The organism is Halomonas sp. 3F2F, assembly GCF_014897805.1.
In the GTDB taxonomy this organism is placed as follows: domain Bacteria; phylum Pseudomonadota; class Gammaproteobacteria; order Pseudomonadales; family Halomonadaceae; genus Vreelandella.
On the sequence record NZ_JABUZE010000067.1, the window covers coordinates 21,546 to 43,992 of the forward strand.

The 22,447-nt window shown below is 52.7% G+C and carries 24 protein-coding genes; 2 read left to right on the plus strand and 22 right to left on the minus strand.

What is annotated here, in order from left to right; genetic code table 11:
- Positions 1-119: 119 nt before the first annotated feature.
- From INT21_RS07945 to INT21_RS07965, 5 genes are all read right to left on the minus strand, one after another.
- Positions 120-563, minus strand: coding sequence for a universal stress protein (locus INT21_RS07945; RefSeq protein WP_089040260.1), 444 nt, complete (start codon positions 561-563; stop codon positions 120-122).
- 21 nt (positions 564-584) lie between these two features.
- Positions 585-1,868, minus strand: a complete 1,284-nt coding sequence (locus tag INT21_RS07950) for a TRAP transporter large permease (RefSeq protein ID WP_089040259.1) — start codon at positions 1,866-1,868, stop codon at positions 585-587.
- 28 nt (positions 1,869-1,896) lie between these two features.
- Positions 1,897-2,475, minus strand: coding sequence for a TRAP transporter small permease (locus INT21_RS07955; RefSeq protein WP_089040258.1), 579 nt, complete (start codon positions 2,473-2,475; stop codon positions 1,897-1,899).
- A 296-nt stretch (positions 2,476-2,771) separates the two neighbouring features.
- Positions 2,772-3,818: a TRAP transporter substrate-binding protein gene (locus INT21_RS07960; protein ID WP_089040257.1), complete on the minus strand. Its 1,047-nt coding sequence runs from the start codon at positions 3,816-3,818 to the stop codon at positions 2,772-2,774.
- Between the two features lie 227 nt (positions 3,819-4,045).
- Positions 4,046-4,648, minus strand: coding sequence for a TIGR02444 family protein (locus tag INT21_RS07965; protein WP_226912818.1), 603 nt, complete (start codon positions 4,646-4,648; stop codon positions 4,046-4,048).
- Here INT21_RS07965 and INT21_RS07970 point away from each other — a divergent pair.
- Entirely contained in the window at positions 4,647-6,593 is a 1,947-nt protein-coding gene (locus INT21_RS07970) for an ATP-binding cassette domain-containing protein (protein WP_193059353.1), read from the plus strand. The genes INT21_RS07965 and INT21_RS07970 overlap by 2 nt on opposite strands.
- A gap of 50 nt (positions 6,594-6,643) precedes the next feature.
- Here INT21_RS07970 and dtd read toward each other — a convergent pair whose 3' ends face one another.
- From dtd to INT21_RS08020, 10 genes are all read right to left on the minus strand, one after another.
- Positions 6,644-7,081, minus strand: coding sequence for a D-aminoacyl-tRNA deacylase (gene dtd / locus INT21_RS07975; protein WP_193059352.1), 438 nt, complete (start codon positions 7,079-7,081; stop codon positions 6,644-6,646).
- A 78-nt stretch (positions 7,082-7,159) separates the two neighbouring features.
- Entirely contained in the window at positions 7,160-7,741 is a 582-nt protein-coding gene (locus tag INT21_RS07980) for a chalcone isomerase family protein (RefSeq protein ID WP_193059351.1), read from the minus strand.
- 70 nt (positions 7,742-7,811) lie between these two features.
- Entirely contained in the window at positions 7,812-8,657 is an 846-nt protein-coding gene (locus tag INT21_RS07985; protein WP_193059350.1) for a universal stress protein, read from the minus strand.
- Positions 8,658-8,813: 156 nt separating this feature from the next.
- The gene (gene thiD, locus INT21_RS07990; protein ID WP_193059349.1) at positions 8,814-9,644 is read right to left on the minus strand and encodes a bifunctional hydroxymethylpyrimidine kinase/phosphomethylpyrimidine kinase; all 831 of its coding nucleotides are present in this window, start codon (positions 9,642-9,644) and stop codon (positions 8,814-8,816) included.
- Positions 9,645-9,800: 156 nt separating this feature from the next.
- A complete protein-coding gene (locus INT21_RS07995; RefSeq protein ID WP_089040251.1) occupies positions 9,801-10,910 on the minus strand; it encodes a TRAP transporter substrate-binding protein in 1,110 nt (369 codons plus the stop codon).
- Positions 10,911-11,095: 185 nt separating this feature from the next.
- Entirely contained in the window at positions 11,096-12,499 is a 1,404-nt protein-coding gene (locus INT21_RS08000; RefSeq protein WP_120386047.1) for a TRAP transporter large permease, read from the minus strand.
- Positions 12,499-13,059, minus strand: a complete 561-nt coding sequence (locus INT21_RS08005; protein ID WP_089040249.1) for a TRAP transporter small permease subunit — start codon at positions 13,057-13,059, stop codon at positions 12,499-12,501. The genes INT21_RS08000 and INT21_RS08005 overlap by 1 nt, the downstream gene beginning before the upstream one ends.
- A 101-nt stretch (positions 13,060-13,160) precedes the next feature.
- Positions 13,161-13,991 carry an endonuclease/exonuclease/phosphatase family protein gene (locus INT21_RS08010; RefSeq protein WP_193059348.1) on the minus strand — a complete coding sequence of 277 codons (831 nt, stop codon included), beginning with the start codon at positions 13,989-13,991 and terminating at the stop codon, positions 13,161-13,163.
- A 2-nt stretch (positions 13,992-13,993) separates the two neighbouring features.
- A complete protein-coding gene (locus INT21_RS08015) occupies positions 13,994-14,626 on the minus strand; it encodes a thiol:disulfide interchange protein DsbA/DsbL (protein ID WP_038479582.1) in 633 nt (210 codons plus the stop codon).
- Positions 14,627-14,735: 109 nt separating this feature from the next.
- Positions 14,736-15,365: a c-type cytochrome gene (locus tag INT21_RS08020; protein ID WP_089040247.1), complete on the minus strand. Its 630-nt coding sequence runs from the start codon at positions 15,363-15,365 to the stop codon at positions 14,736-14,738.
- A 310-nt stretch (positions 15,366-15,675) separates the two neighbouring features.
- Here INT21_RS08020 and yihA point away from each other — a divergent pair, with 310 nt between their 5' ends.
- Positions 15,676-16,311, plus strand: a complete 636-nt coding sequence (gene yihA / locus INT21_RS08025) for a ribosome biogenesis GTP-binding protein YihA/YsxC (RefSeq protein ID WP_193085031.1) — start codon at positions 15,676-15,678, stop codon at positions 16,309-16,311.
- 85 nt (positions 16,312-16,396) lie between these two features.
- Here yihA and INT21_RS08030 read toward each other — a convergent pair whose 3' ends face one another.
- From INT21_RS08030 to argH, 7 genes are read right to left on the minus strand one after another with little or no spacing between them, the layout of a single operon-like run.
- Positions 16,397-17,134 (minus strand): HAD family hydrolase, encoded by a 738-nt coding sequence (locus INT21_RS08030; protein ID WP_193059347.1) that lies wholly within the window; start codon positions 17,132-17,134, stop codon positions 16,397-16,399.
- A gap of 2 nt (positions 17,135-17,136) precedes the next feature.
- A complete protein-coding gene (locus INT21_RS08035; protein WP_193059346.1) occupies positions 17,137-18,045 on the minus strand; it encodes a tyrosine recombinase XerC in 909 nt (302 codons plus the stop codon).
- Positions 18,038-18,748, minus strand: coding sequence for a DUF484 family protein (locus tag INT21_RS08040; RefSeq protein WP_125753020.1), 711 nt, complete (start codon positions 18,746-18,748; stop codon positions 18,038-18,040). Before INT21_RS08040 ends, INT21_RS08035 begins: the two co-directional genes overlap by 8 nt.
- A gap of 16 nt (positions 18,749-18,764) precedes the next feature.
- On the minus strand, positions 18,765-19,598 hold the full coding sequence (gene dapF, locus INT21_RS08045) for a diaminopimelate epimerase (protein WP_089040243.1): 834 nt from the start codon (positions 19,596-19,598) through the stop codon (positions 18,765-18,767).
- Positions 19,598-20,869 (minus strand): diaminopimelate decarboxylase, encoded by a 1,272-nt coding sequence (lysA, locus tag INT21_RS08050; RefSeq protein ID WP_089040242.1) that lies wholly within the window; start codon positions 20,867-20,869, stop codon positions 19,598-19,600. Before lysA ends, dapF begins: the two co-directional genes overlap by 1 nt.
- Positions 20,869-21,000 carry an LPS translocon maturation chaperone LptM gene (gene lptM / locus INT21_RS08055; protein ID WP_089040241.1) on the minus strand — a complete coding sequence of 44 codons (132 nt, stop codon included), beginning with the start codon at positions 20,998-21,000 and terminating at the stop codon, positions 20,869-20,871. The genes lysA and lptM overlap by 1 nt, the downstream gene beginning before the upstream one ends.
- A complete protein-coding gene (gene argH, locus INT21_RS08060) occupies positions 20,997-22,400 on the minus strand; it encodes an argininosuccinate lyase (RefSeq protein WP_193059345.1) in 1,404 nt (467 codons plus the stop codon). The genes lptM and argH overlap by 4 nt, the downstream gene beginning before the upstream one ends.
- Positions 22,401-22,447 lie beyond the last annotated feature (47 nt).

A 22,447-nucleotide genomic window follows, 5' to 3' on the forward strand; every position in this document is an offset into this window, starting at 1 on the left:
AACGGCGCAACGCGCCAAATGTTTGAGTAGCTCAAAGACTAACACCCGCCATCTCAGGCTGCATTACCTGAGATGGCGGGTGTTAGTAAGACCGCTATTAAGTTCAGTAGTTTGGTGTCTTAAACGACCAATGTGGGACAGTGTGCCGCACCCGCCACGCGCTGGGAGACACTACCCAACAGCAGGTTTTTCTCGCCATTGGTTCCTTGAGCACCGATCACGATTAAATCGCACTCCCTCTTTCGGGCAAAGCGCACGATAGTTCGCGAGGGGCGGCCACCTTTCACAAACGCCCTTACTCGCGCACTGTCTGCGCCCATCTCTATGGCGTAGGCTTTAGCGTGTACAGCAATTTCCGTGGCGTACTCTTTTAGCGCATCATCAGGCAGATCCAGCTTATTCGGCCGCACCATAGAAAGCGATGCCTCCAATAAACTATGGTGCTTAAATACGCACAGCAAATAAAGCTCGGCACCGGTGAGCATATGCAGGCCAACCGCTTTCTCCAGTGCGTTAATCGCCCCTTTCGAGCCATCTACGGGAATTAAAATGCGATTAAACATCCGCGTTCTCCTTGTGACTGCTTAGCGGAAGGCAATATCACGCAAGAACAGCGCAATTTGCGGAAACATGATCAGCAGCGCCGCCGCTAAAATCAGCATAAAGATAAAGGGCGGTGTGCCTTTGATGACTTCCCAGTAAGGCCGCTTAAAGATCGCAATCGCGGTAAATATATCGCAGCCAAAGGGTGGGGTCGCCGAACCTATGGCTACCTGCAGCGTAATCAAAATACCTACCAGAACAGGATCCAGACCGGTCGCCGCAATCGCCGGAGCAAAAATTGGCGTAAGCACCAGAATGACCACAATCGGGTCAACAAACATGCAAGCGACAAAGAAAGAGATACAGATTGCAATCAGTACGCCTGTCGGCCCAGCCTCATTGACGCCTACCGCTTCCAAAATCATTTGTGGAATCTGCGCGAATGAAATTATCCAGGAGAACCCATTACCAACAGCGACCAATATAAACACCACTGCGGTAATTAAGCCGGTGGATTTAGCAATCGCATAAATATCGTTCATTTTGAGCGAACGGAATACCACAAACTCAAGCAATACGGCATAGAGCACACAGGCCGCAGCGGCTTCTGTCGGGCTAAAAATACCTCCGTAGATACCGCCAACGATAATGACTGGAAAGCCTAGCGGCCACAGTGCTTTCTGCACGGCTACGGCACGCTCTTTCCAGCTAGCGCGGGGTTCGGTAGGCACGCCTTTTACCACAGCGTAAACGATGCAATAAACTGAGAACATAAACAGGATCAGAAGCCCTGGCCCAATACCCGCAATAAACAGCTCGCCAATGGATGTTCCTGAAATAACCCCGTAGATGATCATGCCAATACTTGGGGGTATCAAAAAGGCAATATCACTCGCGTTGATAATCAGTGCCAGTGTAAATGGGTCGGAATAGCCCGCTTTCAGCATCTTGGGTCGCAGCGGTGAGCCCACCGCGACTACGGTTGCCTGGGTAGAACCAGAAACTGCGCCAAACAGCGTACAGGAGGCCGCCGTACTGACCGCAAGGCCGCCTTTGATATGACCGATAAAGGACATCACCATATCAATTAAGCGATTGGCCGACTGGCCACGCGTCATAATATCTGCCGCTAATATAAACATCGGCACCGCAATCAACGAAGCAGGCCGGATACCCGCCATCATCTGTTGAATCAGCGTATCCATTTGGCCGAAGCCGTTAAACATCATATAAAAGCCGATCACCGCTGCCGTGATCAGCGGGATCATCATAGGAAAGCCCAGCAGCAGCAGGGCAATCATGGTGACTACCATTATCGTCGTCATAGCGTTCCCCTAGAGTGCAAGCCCTGCTTTACACTTCTGTTTCGGTGTCTTTGTAACCATCAACTACCCCTGTCGAGAGATATACATCCCGAGAGGTAAGGTTTTTAATTGCCGTTAACAGGTACTGAATGCCCGTAATGAGAAAACCTACTGGTACCCAGATATAAATGATCCAAATAGGTAGCCCGAGTGACGGCAGCACGCGACCTTTGCTTTGAAGGTCGAGGATGTACACCACGGAGTAGTACAGCAGGAAGAACATGACGAGGGAGGTAAAGAACGAAATACCTATCATCAATGCCTTACGCCCCCCGACAGGCAAGGCATCGTAGATGGCTGACATACGAATATGACGACCGTGTCGAGCAGCGTAGCCGATACCCGCAAAGGTAATCATAATGATCAAAATACGGTTTAATTCCCCTGAAAACATAATGCTATTGCCAAATACAAAGCGGGCAATAACATTAGTGACCGTATTCAGCGCCATTAGCAAAACCCCCATCGCCAGTATGACTGACTCGATTTTGCTAATTGCAGTGTCGATCACGCCTAGTATGCCGGGCAAACCAGAGCTGTAATTCTTTTCGGATTCTTCTTCGGTCATGGCCGATCTCCTCTTATGCAGCGTGGCAGCTAACGATTAAAAACCTAGTGCCTCTTCTTTCACTGACCACCGAACGGAGCGTGTCCAGCCTTACTCATTTTGTAGCGTAACGGTTAATAACTCTTTCCGCTTCAACGCTGGATGTACGTAAATTTTTCTGTGTTTTACGCAAGGTTACGCGCTTTTTTTTGCTAGGTGGCTGTCAGCACCGGGTGTGCATATAAAAATAAAAAAGGGGCAGCGCTGGCTGCCCCCTAGGTGATTTACCGTTCAAAATGAGTGCACTAAACGGTAAATTACTCGTTAGTTACAGCTTCGAGATCAGCTTTAAACTGCTCCAGCAGCTCAGCACCTTTATCACCCGTCATTTCTAAGAAGGCTTCTTCAACTTGTGGAGCGCGGTCACGGAAAGCCTGGATTTGTTCTTCATCCAAACGAGTCACAGTGACTTCATCCGAAGCTTCTTGGATTTTAGCTAATGCCTCTTCGGCTAGCCCTTTAATGTGCTCGATTGTGTGATCATAGGCAGCATCAGACGCTTCCTGAACTAGCTCTTTGTCTTCATCGGACAAGCCTTCATAGAAGTCTTGGTTAGCCATCATGGCGGTAGTGAACCAGCCATGGCCTGTGAAGGTAAGGTGCGGTGATACTTCATATAAACCGCCAGACTCGATCCAGAAAATCGGATTTTCTTGACCATCGATAATGCCGGTTTGCAGACCACCATATACTTCGCCCCACGGTAGCGGCGTCGGTGTTGCACCAAAGGCATCATAAGTTTCTGAAAGCAATGGATTCGTCATGGTACGAATTTTCTTGTTATTCATATCTTCCGGCGAGCTGATCGGCTCGTCGGTGGTAATGACCATTTCACCTTCAGGGTACATCTTCAATAGCTCAAGGCCTTGCTCAGCGTAGAGCTCTGGGAACACCTCGTTGATGGCCTTACTCTCATCGAAGAAAGTCAGGACGGTTTCTTCATCTGTTGGTAGCAGGTAAGGGATAAAGAAGATTTGCGCTTCTGGGATCAGAGAACCCGTGAAACCAGGCGACTGGTTTACAAACTGAAGAATGCCGTTTTGGGTCTGCTCCATGATGTCATCAGATTCACCTAATTCACCAAAACGATAAACCTGAACGCTGTGATCGGAATTCTCTTCGATATATTCTTTGAATGCGTAAGCGAACACATCTTGGACATCGCCTTCGTACTCTTCGTGGGCGTAACGCCAGTTATCTGCTTGAGCGGCTGCGCTGAGACCAAATAGTAGTGCACCAACGCTCGCCGTCGTCATTAACTTAGTCGTTACTGAACGAGTCGAAATTAACTTGCTTGCCTTCATGCAGAGTTCCCCTAGCAGTGGTAAGCGCGCTATGCGAGTGCGCCAATATTTAATTTTTGTATAATGCGTGTCGCTCTTAAACGCTCTGTTAGTTGCCAGTGACTTTAGAGTAACTATTTATAAAACCATCATTCATAAAGCCTATCTTTTTGAATCCGTTTAGAAACAGTTACACAAGCAATAACAACCTTAAAACACGCGTTATTCAAAAATAGCTTAATTTCAGGCTAGCGCGGTCGCTCGTAGCGGTCAAGCCGTGTCGCAAGTATAGCAATCGCCTCTCTGACGTTCTCGCGCTCGGGTGACACAACTACTTGATCAAACGCAAGGCCATCAGAAAACAGCTTACTTTGCAGCCATTGTGCAACATCTTGCTTACTTATAGCGCAGTTTGTTAACCGCTGGTTAAGTTCAGACGTTTGCAATATCCAGTGCTGCCAGCGTTGAAGGTTCTCACGCTCAGCTTGAAGTTCGGCCTGCTGAAGTGTCTTTCGCAACTGGGCAATGCCCTCACTTTCTGCTGCTTGGGGCTTAAGATCACGACGCAACTGCCGCAAAACAGCGGTGACCGACTGCTGCCAACACTCCCGCACTTTGCGCTCCATTGACAGCGCACCAGGCGTTACCTGAAGACCGTAGTGGTAGAGCCAGCTATGCACTAGCAGCTCACACACATCCACCCCTGCTCTATCTTGCAGAACAAGGCATGCTTGCTCGACTCCGGGCTGGGCATAAAATGTCAGTGCAAAATCCCATAGTGGAGCCTGCTGTAAGCGCTGGAATCGGTTAGAATCGAACATTGATTTACCCACTTTTTCGGGAGAATGCATGATCGCACTGCGCCAAGTCGCCCTGCAACGGGGTACACAAACGCTACTCGATAACGCTGACCTTACGCTCCACAGCGGTATAAAGGCAGGCATTATCGGGGCAAACGGCGCCGGTAAGTCGAGCTTATTCAAACTTCTGCTAGGCGAGCTCGGCCCCGACCAGGGCGACGTTGAGATGAGCGGCGGCCAGCGGATAGCCCACATGGCCCAGGAAGTTGAAGCGCTGGATCGTCCCATTGTGGAGTACGTGCTGGATGGCGATTATGCGCTGCGACAAGCAGAGGCTGATCTACTCGCCGCGCGCGAAGCAGACGATGCGCATCGGGAAGCCGAGTTGCATGGGCTTATCGAAACCCTGGATGGCTACACGGCAGAATCGCGGGCATCGCAGCTGCTGGTAGGGCTCGGGTTTGTGCAAACGGATCTTAAGCGGCCTTTGTCAGATTTCTCCGGTGGCTGGCGTATGCGGGTGAACCTAGCCCGCACGCTGTTTATGCCTTCCGACTTACTACTGCTTGATGAGCCGACCAACCACCTGGATCTCGATGCCCTGCTTTGGCTAGAGCAGTGGCTAACCCGCTACCCAGGCACGTTACTGCTGATTTCTCATGACCGCGACTTTCTGGATGCCGTGTGTGATCACATTGTGCATATGCATCATCAAACGCTCGAGCTTTACCGCGGCAACTACTCTCGCTTTGAGCGCACGCGGGCTGAAAAACTCGCTCTGCAGCAAGCAGAAGCAGCCAAACAGCAGGCTCGCCGCGAAGAAATTGAGCGCTTTATAGCGCGTTTTCGCGCCCAGGCAACCAAAGCAAAGCAGGCGCAAAGTCGTGTAAAAATGCTGGAGCGTATGGGGGATATCGCTGTTGCTCATACAGATTCGCCTTTTCACTTCACGCTGCCTGCCGCAGATAAGACCTCACATCCGCTGCTTGTGCTTGACCAAGCGACCCTTGGCTATCGCAGCGAAGCAGGTGATGTCGCGCAGTTAGAGAAGGTCAACATTACGTTATTACCCGGTAGCCGCATCGGTCTGTTAGGCCCCAACGGCGCGGGCAAATCGACATTGATCAAATCACTGACCGGTGAACTGGCGCTGCTAGAGGGCAAGCGCGTGCCAGGCGAGCATTTAGCCATTGGCTATTTTGCCCAGCACCAGCTGGAAAGCTTGGACGTGACAACGACGCCATTTGTACATGTGCAACGGCTCTCTCCCACGGCCAGTGACCAGGAAATTCGCAATTTCCTAGGTGGCTTTGGCTTTAAAGGCGATGACGCCTTTGGCGAAGTTGGTACTTACTCTGGCGGTGAAAAAGCGCGCTTGGCACTCGCGCTAGTCGCCTGGCAGAAACCCAACCTGCTGCTGCTCGATGAGCCAACCAACCATTTGGACTTGGAAATGCGCGAGGCGCTCACCGAGGCGCTGGCAAGTTTTGAGGGCACGGTCATTCTGGTGTCTCACGACCGGCATTTATTGCGTGCCACGGTTGATGAATTCTGGCGGGTAGCCGACCATCGTGTTGAACCCTTTGATGGCGATCTCGATGACTATCGGGCATGGCTAAAGGCGCGCTTGGAAGAGGGCAGGCGCGATGCGCGTAGCGAAAAAAGCGAACGCCAAAGTCAGCAGCCTAGCGGTGACCGCAAAGCCGCTCGCAAGGCAGCAGCAGAACTACGCGAGAAGCTGCGACCACTGAAAAAAGCGCGCGATCAAGCTGAAAAAACTATGGAGAAAACCCAGCAGGCGCTTGAAGAAGTAGAGGCTATTTTGGCTGACCCGACGCTTTATACCGACAGCGCTCGTAAAGCAGAACTGACCGAAGCACTTGCCCAACAGGCGAAAATCAAAAGCCGCTTGGACACCAGCGAGCAGCAGTGGCTCGCCGCCGAGGAAGCGCTGGAAACAATGGAGGCAGAGTTATTAGCCAGCGAAGATGCCTAACCCTTGGCTAACCAATTCGGGCTGCTTTGAATCTAGTCGGATTAAGTCGCTTAGCTCTCAAGCATGAACGTTACCGGCCCATCGTTAACTAACGCCACTTGCATATCAGCGCCAAATTGGCCGGTTGCAACGTTGGGCCAGGCAGCGGATGCCTTAGCCACCAAATAGTCAAACAGGCGCTCGCCTTCAGCAGGTGGTGCCGCGCTAGAAAAGCTGGGGCGCAAACCTTTGCGAGTATCAGCGGCCAGCGTAAACTGTGATACCAGCAGTAAGCCCCCGTTAGCCTGCTGAAGGTTATGATTCATTTTGCCTTCTTGGTCACTGAAAACGCGGTAGTGCAGCAGCTTATGCAGTAGTTTTTCAGCATCGGCCTCACTGTCGCCCTTTTCAACGCCCACTAAAGCCAAAAGACCATGGTCAATGGCCCCCACCATCTTACCTTCGACCGCCACGCTGGCGTTTTTTACCCGCTGAATCAGTGCCTTCACACTTGCCTCTTGCGATGTGTCCCAAAGAAAATACAGTGTACTCGCTGGCACAGGCGTCAGACAAAACCCTTATTTGAATTAACCCTGGCCCAGTAGCGCATCGCGAAAACCATCGCTTAGAGGACGCTCGCCCAACCAAATACCAAACATAGCGCTGGCGAATTCAGCACTGTCATCTTCAAATACCACATCGCCATTAAGGGCGAGCTGCAGCGACTCCCCATCCCAGCTGAGTAGATAGCGATCACCAGGCGCTACAGCACGATAGCGCTGATTCAGCCGCTCTAGGTCCTCCTCAATCTGGCTAAACTCATAGAGTGTCAGCGACTCTTTTAGCGTTTTCTCAGTCGCTTCAGCAAAATCAGCCGCCTCAATGTCATGAAAATAAGCTAACTCAAGGCGACGAGGGACATCACTCAATGGCAGCGGCTCAGTTTCTCCCTCAAGCTGATAATAAGCTCCTGCATAGGCGGTCCAGATCATATAGCGGAACACACCACTACCCATTAACGCGTAGTGCTGACCATTAATTTCCACGACGCGCTCAAAGCGCTCTCCTCGTTCAGTCACACTATCTGCCAGCACACTGGGTGCCGATAAAAGTGTACCGACTGACAGCAGCGTGCCCAGTATTAAAGGGTGTTTGTGTACATATAGCATAGCGAAGCCTCTATTTTTCAGAACACTAACTATACATACACAAAACAAAAATAAAGGTTCCGTATAACAACTACCAGGAGCGACATAGCATGAGGTCGCAGTGAGGTTCGCCTAACAGCATTTCAGTCACTTGGCTGGTGTGCTGGGGCTGACCACGGCTTCCAATAATCACCAAATCGGGAGAGTGTCGCTTCATATAATCTTGAAGTACATCACAGGGCTGCCCTGGTTCGAGCACCAGCTCGATATCGGGGACACCGTCAAGATCGCGCATTAAACTCTCAATCTCGTTATCCAGCGTTCTGCGTAAACGTTCTACTTCGTGATCTCGCCACTGGGCAAAATTAGCCTGGGAGCCCAGCTCACGCTCACCAGGTAAGCTCCAGGCATGCAGTAGCGTCAACGTCGCTTCTGGAAAGCGAATGAGTGCCTCCCTGAGTGTTTGCCGAGCAGTCAGCGAAAAATCGATCGGCACCAGGATATGTTGCCAAGGCTGCGTCGGTAGATAAGAGGCGACCACCACCGGGCAAGGCGCACTTCTCATCACGCGCATCACAGTGGTTCCCAAAAGAAGATCTTTCTGACCGCGCTTACGGTGCATGCCCATAATAATTAACGAGGCATTACGCTCGTGGGCTTCTCGCACAATTTCAACATGCGGCTCCCCCACAACGGTTTGAATAAGCAGCGAAGGCGCTTCCAGCGCGTAATCTTCGCGCAGGTCGGTCAATGTGGCACTGATATCTTCGTTAACCGCGCTTTCAACGTCGTGAAGAACACGGTGGGGCAAGTAAGGGTCAAGGACGTGAAGAATGTCGAGCTGCGCCCCTTGGGCATAGGCCAGCCGAAGAGCGCGAGCAAACGCAGCGCGGTTATCCTGAGAAAGGTCCGTGGCAAACAGCAGCGTGCGAGACATGGCACAACTCCCTGGCCGATCAAGTCGGCACCGTCAGTAACACGTGAGATAGCCAAACAGGCAATGTTCAGCATGGTGTCCGTTGGCGCATACTGCAAGGTGTGACTTACTTTTTACACTGCTGCTCGGCACGTTTATGGCGCTAGGTCATTTACATCACCACCACGCATGAAAGTGGTGCACCGGCCCACGCCCATGACCGACACTTAGCCGCGTGCTTGCTTCTAATGCAGCATGTAGCCACAACTTGGCTTCACCAATCGCTTGCTTAGGTGCGTTTGGCGCCGCATCGGCGGGTAGTTTTGCTAGACACGCAGTGATCGCAGACGAGAGAGCACAGCCCGTGCCGTGCAGGTTGTCAGTGTCAATACGCGAAGCAGGAAGCCATGTGTGGCCGTCCGGGGTTGCCAGTAAGTCAGGACAGGTATCTCCGCGCAGGTGCCCACCTTTCAGCACCACATAAGGCGCGCCCAACTCAATTAGCGCTGGCAGCATCGCTTCCATGTCATCCAGCGAATTCGGTGACTCGGCATCTAACAGAACAGCAGCTTCAGGCAAATTGGGCGTAATTACGTCAGCCAACGGTACCAATATATCGCGCACGGCACGAATGCCTGCGTCATCGACCAGAATATCACCGCTTTTGGCCACCATTACCGGGTCCAGCACGATCCAGCGGGGGCGGTTTTGCCGCAATACGTCAGCGATTACTTCGGCAACCTCCCGGCTGGCGACCATGCCAATTTTAACGGCGTCTAATGCCACATCATTTATCAGGTTTTCTAACTGCTCGCGAATAGCGTGAGGCGAAACCGGATACACGGAAGCCACACCACAGGTATTTTGAGCGATGACAGCAGTGATGACATTGGTGCCGTAGACACCCAGCGCCGAAAAAGTTTTCAGATCACCCTGCAAGCCAGCACCACCAGAGGGGTCAGACCCTGCAATGGTCAGTACATTGCGAAGGCGGGAATCGTTGGACATGGTGTTCCTTAATTAACGGTTCAGTCGTGTTCTAAAATACCCAAATACAACGCCAAACAGGGCTTCTTAACCAAAACAATGGCCGCCTAAGAGGCAGCCATTGCGTGTTCAACGAGAGTAGTATGCTAATAGTATAGCTACATCGCTATTGAGCCGTTACTGCGTTGTGTCACCTTCTGGATTACGTGCGTTGTAGTATGCCTGCTCAGAAATCGCATGATAGTTTCCGACCTTATCCTGGAAGGTACGGTACGACTCATAAATCCGTGTGCCCAGCTCGCTTGATTCAGCCAATTCAGCAATAACGTCTTCTGAATGCTCACGGGCCTGAGCCAACACGTCGTCAGGAATACGGCGCAGTTCAACCTCATGCTCGTTGACCAACGTCTCCAACGCATCGTTATTACGCGCGGTGTATTCATCAAGCACGTTTGCATTAATATCGCGCACTGCGGTCGTCAAAATAGCCTGTAAATCAGCGGGCAATTCGGCTAAGGCTTCTTCGTTGACGATGGTTTCAAACATCACCGTCGGCTCGTGCCAGCCAGGATAGTAGTAATAATCGGCAGCCTGATGCAGACCGAACGCTAAATCATTATAGGGGCCAATCCATTCCGTCGCATCAATGGCACCTGACTGAAGTGATGTGAAGATTTCGCCACCCGGCATGTTAACAATCGCGACGCCCATACGGCTCATCACTTCACCACCTAAGCCTGGCATACGCATTTTCAGACCATCAAGGTCCTCAATCGAATTGATTTCCTTGTTATACCAGCCACCCATTTGCACGCCAGAAGCACCCGCCACCATGACATCCACACCAAAAGGCTCGTAAACTTCGTTCCACAACTCCATGCCACCGCCAAAATGCAGCCAGGCATTCATTTCCTGTGCGTTCATGCCAAACGGCACGGCAGCGAAGAACTGTGCTTCAGGGGCTTTGCCCTTCCAGTAATAAGAAGCAGAGTGGCCAAGCTCAGCAGTGCCGTCAGACACAGCATCAAAGACCTCAAACCCAGGTACCAACTGGCCAGCGCCAAACACTTCAATGGTCAGGCGACCATCGGACATCTCGTCCACCAGTTGCGCGAGCCGCTCAGGACCCTGCCCCACACCTGGGAAGTTCTTCGGCCAGGAAGTGACCATTTTCCAGCGGAAATTTTCTTGTGCCTGAGCTTGATTATCAAAACTTGAAACCACCAGCAAACTAGTGGATAGAGCGGTTGTCATCGCAATGGCGACAGGTAAAGCATTGGCTTTCATACATTAACCCTCTTGCTTCTATTATTACTGTTATAGGTAGGAGAAGGCCGCCTAGCCCAATTGGCTAGGCGGTTTGTTACAAGCCGTTAGTTTATGCAGCTTGGCTGCTTTTGATTAAGGTTGCCACTTAGTTGCGTTGATAGTCACGATAGTTTTCAACTCGCCACTAATCAAAAAGACGTAGCCTAAAATTGAGTCGGTAGCCATGTGGCCAGCTGCGGGAAAAACGTTAGCATCAGCAACATGCCAAGCTGCATCAGGATAAACGGGATAACCCCACGGTAAATTGCCGAGGTCGGTACCGAGGGTGGCGCTACGCCGCGCAGATAAAACAGCGCAAAGCCAAACGGCGGGGTTAAGAATGACGTTTGCAGGTTAATAGCGATCATGATGCCCAGCCAAATTGGGTCAAGCCCCATGGCCAGCAGAATCGGCCCAACGATGGGCACCACCACAAACGTGATTTCGATAAAGTCGAGAATAAAGCCAAGTAGGAAGATGACCAGCATTACGATAATGGTCGCCCCCACCACTCCACCAGGCATACCTTCGAACAAGTCGGTGACCATATGCTCGCCGCCGTAGGCCCGGAAGACCAACGAAAACAGTGCCGCACCAATCAAAATCATAAACACCATGGTCGTCACATGGGTAGTTGAACGCAGCACGTCTTTCAGCGTTGCCCAATCCAGTTGACGATAAGCAATGGCCAGCACCAGGGCACCAAAGGCACCGACAGCCGACGCTTCGGTAGGCGTTGCAAAGCCGCTTAAAATCGAGCCAAGCACTGCCACAATGAGCACCACGGGCGGTACTAAGCCTTTCAACAACAGCATCCCAAGGCCGGAAGTATGCCCAAGCTCCGCCATGAGCTCTTCACGGTCTGCGGCAGGCGCCATTTGCGGGCGCAACCACGCGACCAGGGCCACGTAAATCATATACATAACGACCAGGAGTAACCCCGGCACCAGCGCGCCCATAAACAGATCACCTACAGAGACCGTTTTAGGACTGAAAATACCCATCGAGAGCTGAGCCTGCTGGTAAGCGGACGACAGCACATCACCAAGCAGTACCAATGCAATGGAGGGCGGGATGATCTGGCCAAGCGTACCGGTCGCACAAATGGTGCCGGTCGCCAGCGAGGTGCTATAACCGCGCTTTAGCATGGTAGGTAGCGACATAAGCCCCATGGTAACCACGGTGGCCCCCACAATGCCGGTAGATGCTGCCATCAACATACCTACCAATGTCACTGAAATACCTAATCCGCCACGCATGGCACCAAACAGCAGCGCCATCGCATCGAGCAGTGTTTCAGCTACTTTGGACTTCTCCAATAAAACGCCCATTAAGACAAATAATGGCACTGCCAATAACGTTTGATTGGTCATAATGCCGTAAAGCCGGTTGGGCAACGCGGCGAGATAACCACTATCGAAATTGGCGTCTACGCCGATGGTCTCGAGGCCTAGGCCCATCCCCGCAAACAGTAGCGCGGTGCCTGCTAATGAAAGCGCTACAGGAAAGCCAAACATCAGCACGATGCAAATGGTGGCAAATAAAACAAGCGGCATAAATTCCAGCATCAAACGCGCTCCTCAAGGTGGTTGTCATCACCAACAGATGGGGGTATCCGGCCAGTAAATACATAGCCATTGCGCACTACCTCAATGACACCTTGCAGTATCATTAGCATGGCAAAGAGCGGTATTAACGTTTTCAGTGCAAAGACGGCTGGAATGCCACCATAATCGGAGGAGGTTTCCATAATACGCCAGGAGTTAGCGACGTAGCCCAAGCTGGAAGCAATGACAAAAACCATCACAGGCATCAACAGCGTGATAATACCCACGATGTTAACCAGCGCTTGGCGACGGGGCGTCATTCCACGATAGAAGATATCGACACGCACATGGCCATCGTGGCGAAAGGTATAGGCCGCAGCGAGCATAAAGACACTGGCGTGCATGTACATCACCAGCTCTTGCATAAAAATACTGTTAACGCTGAAAATATAACGAAGCAGTACAATCGCGAACTGAATCAACATCATAATGATGATCAGCCACGCAAGGCTACGTCCGAACCACTCCGAAGCGCGGTCCAGCGCAGCGATAAACGCAGGTAGTTGTGTTGTATCTGACATGGAAGTGTCTCGCGTAAAACGACTAAGGGGGTCAGCGCCCCAGACAATAGCGCATATACGCAGACAATGCAGCGCCCATAAACCGCCTAGCAAGCTTATTATTAAACGCTTTGGCGAATCGCCGCTAGGCAGGCGGGAGGTAACGGTAAATCGACAGCAATCGGTAAATGGTCAGAAAACAGATGGTCCAGTACATGGACATCTGCGACTTCAAGTGTCTGGGAAAGCAGGATGTGATCCAGGGCGCGCCGAGGCTGCCAGGATGGATAGCTAAGCAGCGGCTTAACCGGGTGAAGTGGCAACGAGGTACTAAAGCGTTCATGAGCATGAAGCTGGTCAGGCGTGCAGTTTAAATCACCCATGACTACCACATGGCGCAGCGGCTCGATAATATTGCTTAAATAATTTAGCTGACGCACACGCCCGCGCTGGCTCAGCGCCAAGTGGGCGACAAAGATATGCAGTGCATCTGGTCCCTCACCATAGCGTGCGTGAATTGCACCACGCCCTGGCAACATTCCTGGCAGACGGTGCTCTTCGATGTGGCTAGGCACGATACGTGACAATAGCCCATTACTGTGCTGAGCAAACTGCCCTAAATTACGATTTAGCTGCTGAAAGTAATGGGGAAAGCGTGCTTTAGCGGCAAGGTATTCAACTTGGTTTACGCGACCGGAACGAAAACTACCGCCATCAACCTCTTGCAGGCCCACCACATCAAATGGCTCTAGCACATTACCCATTTGCGCCAAGCGTTCCAGACGTTGAGGGTGAGGCAAAACATGCTGCCAACTACGCGTGAGGTAGTGGTGATACGCCGACGTTTGAATACCTACCTGCAAATTAAATGTCAGTAAGCGGATATGGCCACGTTCAACCAAAGACAACGCAGACGAGCCTACTTGCCCACCTGCGTGACCATGCTCTAACACCGTTATTGTGCACGCTCGTTACGCACGCGCTCGACAAGCGCATCCGCAATTTGCGGCATATTTTCCAAGCTACCTGCCGTGCTTGGCGACACAACGTAGCGGCCATCAACAATAAGCGCCGGCACACCCATTAAGCGCATTTCACGCATGCGGCTGTTGGCTTTATTGACTTCGCTACGAACGCCAAATGCCTTCAACGCCTGCTTAGCTTCTTCTTCACTGACACCGTAATTAGAGAAAAACTCGGCGATTTCATCCTCATCTGTCAGTGAGCGACCATCTTCATGAATGGCCTCAAAGAAATCAGCGTGCAGTTCATCTTCGATACCCAGAGATTCTGCTGCATAAAACGCCGTCGCATGAGTGTTCCAAGCACCACCCATGGTAGCCGGCATATGGACAATGCTAACGTCGTCTTCAAGCGTTTCGTACCACTCATTTACGGGTGTTTGCAGCCGATAGCAGTGCGGGCAGCCAAACCAAAACGCTTCGGTCACTTCAATTTGCCCCTCGTCGACCTGTGTCTCCACTGGCGACTCAAGCAGGGTGTAGTGCTGACCCTCGACCAACTCCTGAGCACTTACTGCCGCAGATAAACCTAAGCCAGCAATCGCGACCATTAACGTTTTCAACATAGCGAAAATTCTCCAAGAATGAGCGAGACTATGACTGCAGGACATGCATAGAGGTTCCCCATCTCTTTAATTACCAGTGAGATAGGGCACCTTTATTTATCATCAGCGACTAGTTCAAGCCTAATAGATAATTCGCTACAGCTTCCATGTCGTTATCACTCATTTTAGAAGCAATATCGCCCATAATGTTATTCGGGCTGTTAGCACGCTCACCGGAAGCAAAGTCTTGCAATGTAGACACCATATACTCTGTGTGCTGACCTGAAAGCGCTGGATATACCGCGCTGCCAATACCAGCCCCCGTAGGTGTATGACAAGCACTGCAAGCAGGAATACCTTTGGACATATCACCCGCCCGGTACAGCTCTTCACCGCGCGCTAAAAACTCTGAGTCTTCATCGTTGGTTTGGCCAAGATTTGCGTTTTGGCCTGCAAAGTGAGCCGCAACATCCCAAGCATCTTGATCAGAGAATGCATCAACTTGACCAGCCATGGTGGGAACCAAGCGGTTGCCGTCGCGAATATCCATGATTTGCTTGGCCAGATAGGACATCTGCTGCCCTGCCAGATTAGGGAAAGTACCCACTGCGCTGATACCTTGCTGACCATGACAGGCCGCACAGGTTTGAGCCAGTTCACGACCTGCCGCCGCATCCGCGTCAGCTTGGTGGTCGGTTTGAGCGTGTACGGTGCCAACGGCACCCATGGTAATTGCCAGGCTTGCCAGTAACTTTCTCATTGCTATTCCACTATGCCGTTTGATTATTGACTGGTACGCATCCCGGGCGCTGCCCAGGTTCAGCACTTTACCAGGGTCAGCTCCGCCAAAACGAACAACATGCCGTGTTGGTCGCTGCTGGCTAGAGCGCGATGGTACACTAGCGCCCCAGGTCGCAGTTATAAACCGCTTGCATTATAACGAATCACCCTAGCGGCGGGAATGCAAGTCCAGGTCTGCTTTTGGGGTAATTCGTCGCGGTACCGTCATTTACTCACGTTAACGTGGTGAAACGGGCCGTCTTATACGTCTGTTTTTCAGGATTAACACCATGTCTACTGCCAATGATCACCCAGTCGTTCGACTGAACTACCCCACAGCGCGTTTTATGATCAGCGCGCCAACGCTTGCTCTGTGTCCAGACGATACCGGCGCAGAAGTCGCGTTTGCTGGGCGCTCAAATGCGGGTAAATCAAGCGCGATTAACGCACTTACTCAACAAAATGCCCTTGCCCGCACCTCGCGTACGCCAGGCCGCACCCAGTTGATCAACTTTTTCAGCGTCATGAACGACGAATCGCGTCGCTTAGTCGACTTGCCAGGCTACGGCTACGCCAAAGTGTCTGAAGCGGTAAAACTAGAGTGGCAGCAGCACCTGTCTGACTATCTGCGTGGCCGCTTCAGCCTACGTGGCCTTGTACTGCTAATGGACGTGCGCCACCCGCTAACCGAGTTCGACCAAATGATGCTCAACTATGCAGATGAGCGCGAAATGCCTGTGCACATTCTGCTTACTAAGTCCGATAAATTAAAAAAAGGCCCTGCTAGTGCCGCGCTGCAAAAAGTCCGCTCTCGTCTTAAAGAGTGGGAAGACTTAGTCTCCGTTCAGCTTTTCTCATCGCTCAAGCGCGACGGTGTAGATACGCTTTCTCAAAAGCTCGACCAGTGGCTGCATACTTCTGAGTAAACCAAGGATCGCCGAACAAGCCAAGCTTTCCCGATTAAACGGAATCTTGCCAAACAAACTCAGTCTTCTTAAACAAGCCGCTTTTTCACGAGCGTCGCTCCAACCACTTGATCAACTCGGGCAATTCTTTCACGTGGGCAATGCGGTGGGTGCGTGCAGGCAAGGCTTGGTCGCCTTGCGCGGCGATCCATACGGCGTGCATGCCCAGTTGCTGTGCAGGTAATATGTCCTCTTGCCAGGAATCACCTACATGCATGGCGCGGTGCGGCACAACATTCAGGCGCTCCAGGGCGGTGAGAAACGGCCTAGGATCTGGTTTTGGCGCCAGTAATTCGCCTGCAGCAATAGCCACTGGAAAGTACGCCGCTAACGGCTGGCGTTTAAGGTGAATATTGCCATTGGTAATAGCGGCTAGCTGGTAACGTTCGCTCAACGCAGATAATAGCCCCGCGGCTTCGGGGTGCGGCGTTACTTGTACCCGCAGACGATGAAACTCATTCATAGCAGCGGCAGCCCATAGCAACGCACTGCTGCGTGCTAAGCCTTGGGCTTCCAGCTGTGCTTCTAACGCCCGCAAACGCAGCCAGGTAAAATCGCCACGCCGTTCTGGCACCCGCTTGGCCCACTCTTGGCGGCGCTCCAGATAATCGGCCAGCCCCTGCTGGTAACTTAGCGCTAATGGCGCTTCATGGCGTGCTTTGCGCCACGTTGCCAGCGCTTCAATTAGCCAACGATAGTGGCCCTCTTCCGTTTTTACCATCACGCCTTGGTTGTCCCATAGCGTATCGTCAAGATCAAACGTAATCGCTTGCAGAGAAGCCATGGTTAACTCCGTGTCGTGCGGCGTTTTGCGCGGGGGTGAGCGGCATCATAGCTTTCGGCCAAGTGCTGCCAATCCAGGCGGGTGTAGACTTGAGTAGTCGATAAATTAGCGTGGCCCAGCAATTCCTGCACCGCCCGCAGATCTTGGCTGGATTCCAATAAATGACTTGCAAACGAGTGACGCAGGCGATGGGGATGAAGGTGCTCAGGCAAACCACGCACAATAGAAAGTTGCGCCAAGCGCTTTTGAATACCACGGTGTCCCAGACGTTGCCCACGCTGACCAACAAATAACGCCATTTCGCCGGTTGCCGCTAGCTCAGACCGACACGACAACCACGCCTTAATCGCTTGATCCGCTCGCTGACCAACGGGCACTTGCCGGGGTTTACTGCCCTTCCCCATCACCCGCACATGCTGAGCATTTAAGTTATCTAAATCCAGCGCAGCAAGCTCCGCTAGGCGTAGACCGCTGGAGTAAAACAACTCGAGCATGGCTTGGTCACGTATTGCCAGCGGCGTGCCGTCGTGCGGCGTGTCTAAAAAGCGTGAGAGTGCATCCACATCAAGCGGTCTGGGCAAGTGGCTTGGCTGCTTTGGCGTGCGCAGTAGCCCCACCGGATTGTCGGCAAGCACGTGATGCTGCACAAGATAGTCAGCAAAACGTGATAGTGCAGCGCGGCGGCGGGCTAAACTTCTCGGCGCGAGGCCGCGACTGCGCTCCGCCCCCAAAAAGGCGCGTAGAAATGTAGTGTCTAACGTCGCTGCCTCGGTGACGCCGCGTTGCTCAGAAAAACGCTGCAGGGCGGTTAAATCCTGACGATACGCAGCCACGGTGGCAGGGCTTGCGTGGGTCGCAAGCTTACGTAAATACGCCTCGACCTGCGTCGTTAATGAGCTTGGGCTATCCATGGTGTTCTAGGCGCAGCAGTAGCCGTGCCACGATATCGCTCAGGTACTCTGTAAACAGCGTATCCATACTGGCGCGGTAACAGTCGGGGTCAGGACTTGCGAGCAGCAAATACCCCAGTTGCTCGCCCGCCGAAAGACGCGAAATGGCGCAAGAACCCGCGCGCCGGGGTGCTTTAGTATGTGGCAACAGACATTTCCAGTCGCTAACGCTGAGCTTGGCACAACGGCTGGTGCGCCCATCTAGCAGCGCAGCCAAACGAGCGCTGGCATGCTGGTCCAACACATGGCGTGGTGGTTGAGGCGGCGTTGGCTCCTCGTCACTCAATGAAGATGGGCACCATAGTGCCATTGCCGGCGTTTGAAAGTGCTCGCTTAACTGAATAGCAAGCGCTTGGGCCAAGGCATCACGATCTTCTGCTCCCACCAGACTGAGTAGCGTCTCACGCAGTCGACGGTATTGGGCTTCATTATGCCGTGCTGTTTCTAGCAGGTGCTCAAGCCGTCCCTCTGCTGTTTCAGCACGCTGACGTAAATCGATTACCAAGCGCTCTAGCAGCGATACCGCCCCATCAATGTGGGGGTGCGGTACCTTAAGTTGCTGCAGCAAGCCTTCACGACCAACAAAAAAATCGGGATGACGGGCCAGCCAAAACGCCACTTGATCAGGGTCGAGCGTTTTGCGCGGCTCGGGGGCTTGAGACATCGCCGTTCTCCTCGAATTAGTTGAGTGTGACACGACCGTCGAAGACGCGTGTAGCAGGGCCCACCATCACCAACGGCGCTTCGGGGTCGGGCCACTCAATGCTTAACTGACCACCCGGCAAATGAACGGTGACCGGGCTTTTCAATAACCCCTGGCGAATGCCACTAGCCACAGCAGCGCAGGCGCCGGTGCCACAAGCAAGCGTCTCGCCGCTGCCACGCTCATACACTCGCAGGCGAATTTCGCTGGGCGACACAACCTGCATAAATCCCACATTCACCCGCTTCGGAAAGCGAGGGTGAGACTCAAGCAACGGACCAAGATGCTCAACCGGTGCACTATCAACACTTTCCACCTGCAGCACAGCATGGGGATTGCCCATCGAGACAACTCCCAGCTCCAGCGTATCACCGTCGACCTCGACAGTGTGTAAGGGTTGATCCCCCGGTGCTTCAAACGGCAACGTGGCGGGATTAAAGCGCGGTCTCCCCATATCAACGCGCACCATACCGTCGTGCTGAACATTAAGTACCAGTGACCCACCGGCCGTTTCCACATGAATTTCATGCTTATGTGTCAGGCGCTGGTCGCGAACAAAACGTGCAAAGCAGCGCGCGCCATTGCCGCAATTTTCAACTTCGCTGCCATCCGCATTAAAAATACGGTAGCGAAAGTCCATCTCTGGATCACGGGGCGGCTCAACCACCAATAATTGGTCGAAGCCAATGCCAAAGCGCCGGTCTGCTAGCTGGCGAATCTGCTCATCACGCAGACGCGCTCGCTGAGTCACCAGATCCACCACCATAAAATCATTACCCAGACCATGCATTTTGGTGAAGTGCAACAGCATCAGCGCTCCCCTTCCGGCAGCAGAGCTTCACCGGCCCACAGGCTTTCCAGGCTTTCCCGAGCGCGGACCACATGATAGCTACTGCCATCGACCATCACTTCCGGAGGGCGTGGACGGCTATTGTAATTTGACGCCATCACAAAGCCGTAAGCACCCGCTGATCGAACGGCCAGTAAATCGCCCTCAGCAATTGCCAAATCGCGCTCTTTACCGAGGAAATCGCCGGTTTCACAGACAGGACCGACCACATCATAGACCGCACGCTCACGCTGCTGGCGGGTATCCACCGGCACAATCGCCTGCCATGCCTGGTACAACGCAGGGCGGATCAGGTCATTCATGGCGGCATCAACAATCGCGAAATTTTTGGTTTCGCCGGGTTTTAAGAACTCTACACGGGTCAGCATTAAACCTGCGTTAGCGGCAATAGAGCGGCCAGGCTCAAATAGCAAAGTAAGCGCTTCACCGCCCTCCCAGCGAGAAAGGCGTGCCAGCAATTGACTCGCATAATCAAACGGCTGAGGTGGCTTTTCATCACGATAAGGCACACCTAGCCCGCCACCTAAATCCAAATGGTCAATCTCGATGCCGCGCTCACGCAACCGCTCCATCAACATTAACAGCCGCTCAAGAGCATCTAAAAAGGGTGCCGTTTCAGTGAGCTGAGAGCCAATATGGCAGTCTAGCCCGGTGACACGCAAGTTGGGTAAGCTGTCAGCCAGCGTGTAAACATCCAGCGCTTCGTCGACTGGAATACCGAACTTATTGTCTTTCAGCCCAGTGGAAATATAGGGATGGGTACCAGCATCCACATCTGGGTTTACCCGCAGCGATACCGGTGCCACCTTGCCCAGTTCCGCCGCAACAGCGTTTAATCGCTCAAGCTCGGGACGGGATTCAACATTGAAGCACTTAATGCCAACGTCTAGCGCACGGGCCATTTCATGAGGCTGCTTGGCAACGCCTGAAAACACGACTTTTTTCGGATCACCACCCGCTTTCAGCACGCGTTCAAGCTCACCAATCGAAACAATATCAAACCCAGCGCCCAAGCGAGCAAGCAAACCCAACACGGCCAAATTAGAGTTAGCCTTCACCGCATAACAAATTAAATGGGGATGACCACCCAGGGCTTCGGTATAAGCACGAAAATGGCGCTCTAACGTCGCTTTCGAATAAACATAACAGGGCGTGCCCAGTTCAGCGGCGACCTGGGTAAGCGGGACGTCTTCGGCATAAAGCACGCCATCGCGGTAGTTAAAGTGATCCATTACCCCTCCTGCTCGGCAGCCGAACCATGGGTGTCTTCATCAGGCAAATAGAGCGGCCCTTTCTGGCCGCAACCCACTAATAGCAGCGCGATCATCAGCACCGCACTCAAGGTGGTAACACAGCGTTTCATGCATCACCTTTAAGCGCAGCTAACGCCTCGCGGGCACGGCTGGCAGCGGCGCGCACCTGATCAGGCGCGGTGCCACCGATATGGTTACGGGCGGCCACAGAGCCTTCTAATGTAAGCACCTCGAACACATCCTGCTCAATCGTGGCAGAGAACTGCTGCAATTCTTCAAGGGTCATTTCAGACAGATCTTTCTTAGTCTTCAAACCGTAAGCCACCGATTGACCGACAATTTCATGGGCATCGCGGAAGGCGACGCCCTTGCGAACCAAGTAATCAGCAAGGTCCGTGGCGGTTGAGAATCCACGTCGTGCGGCTTCATACATGCTGTCTTTTTTCGGCTCGATAGCAGGCACCATGTCAGCAAAGGCTTTTAAGCAGTCGCGCACGGTATCAACGGCATCAAACAGCGGCTCTTTGTCTTCCTGGTTGTCCTTGTTGTAGGCCAGGGGCTGAGACTTCATCAGCGTTAACAGCGCCATTAAATGACCATACACACGGCCCGTTTTACCGCGAACCAGTTCGGGAACATCAGGGTTTTTCTTCTGCGGCATAATCGAAGAGCCGGTGCAGAAGCGGTCAGGCAGGTCGATAAAATCAAATTGAGCGCTGGTCCATAGCACCAGCTCTTCACTCATCCGCGATAGATGCATTAGCAGAATGCTGGCAAAGCTGGTGAATTCGATAGCGAAGTCACGATCAGAGACGGCGTCCAGCGAGTTTTCTGCCGGGCGATCAAAGCCGAGTAATTCAGCAGTGACATGGCGGTCGATGGGGTACGTGGTACCCGCTAGCGCCGCGGCGCCAAGAGGCATCACGTTCACCCGCTTGCGGCAGTCCAGTAAGCGCTCGTGGTCACGGGTTAGCATCTCTTGCCATGCCAATAGATGGTGGCCAAAGGTCACCGGCTGTGCCGTTTGCAAATGAGTGAAGCCGGGCATAATGGTATCGGCTTCACGGTCAGCAAGCTCAATCATGCCTTCGCGCAGACGCACCAGCTCCGCTTCGATCACATCGATCTCATCACGCATGAACAAGCGAATATCGGTCGCTACTTGGTCGTTACGTGAGCGGCCGGTGTGCAATTTTTTGCCGGTAATACCAATTTTGTCGGTCAACCGCGCTTCGATATTCATGTGTACATCTTCAAGCGGGACCGACCAGTTAAACTCGCCTCGCTCGATTTCACCCTGAATCTCGGTGAGACCATTGATAATGGTGTCACGCTCTTCATCGGTCAGTACACCGACTCGCGCTAGCATGGTGGCGTGGGCAATCGAGCCCTGAATATCCTGGCGCGCCAGGCGTTGGTCGAAAGTCACAGACGCGGTGAAGCGTGCGACAAAAGCATCGGTGGGCTCGCTAAAGCGACCGCCCCAAGACTGGTTCGTAGCTTGGCTCATCGGAGGCATATCCTGCTGACAAAACTGAAGGAGTCGTTAAAAACTAA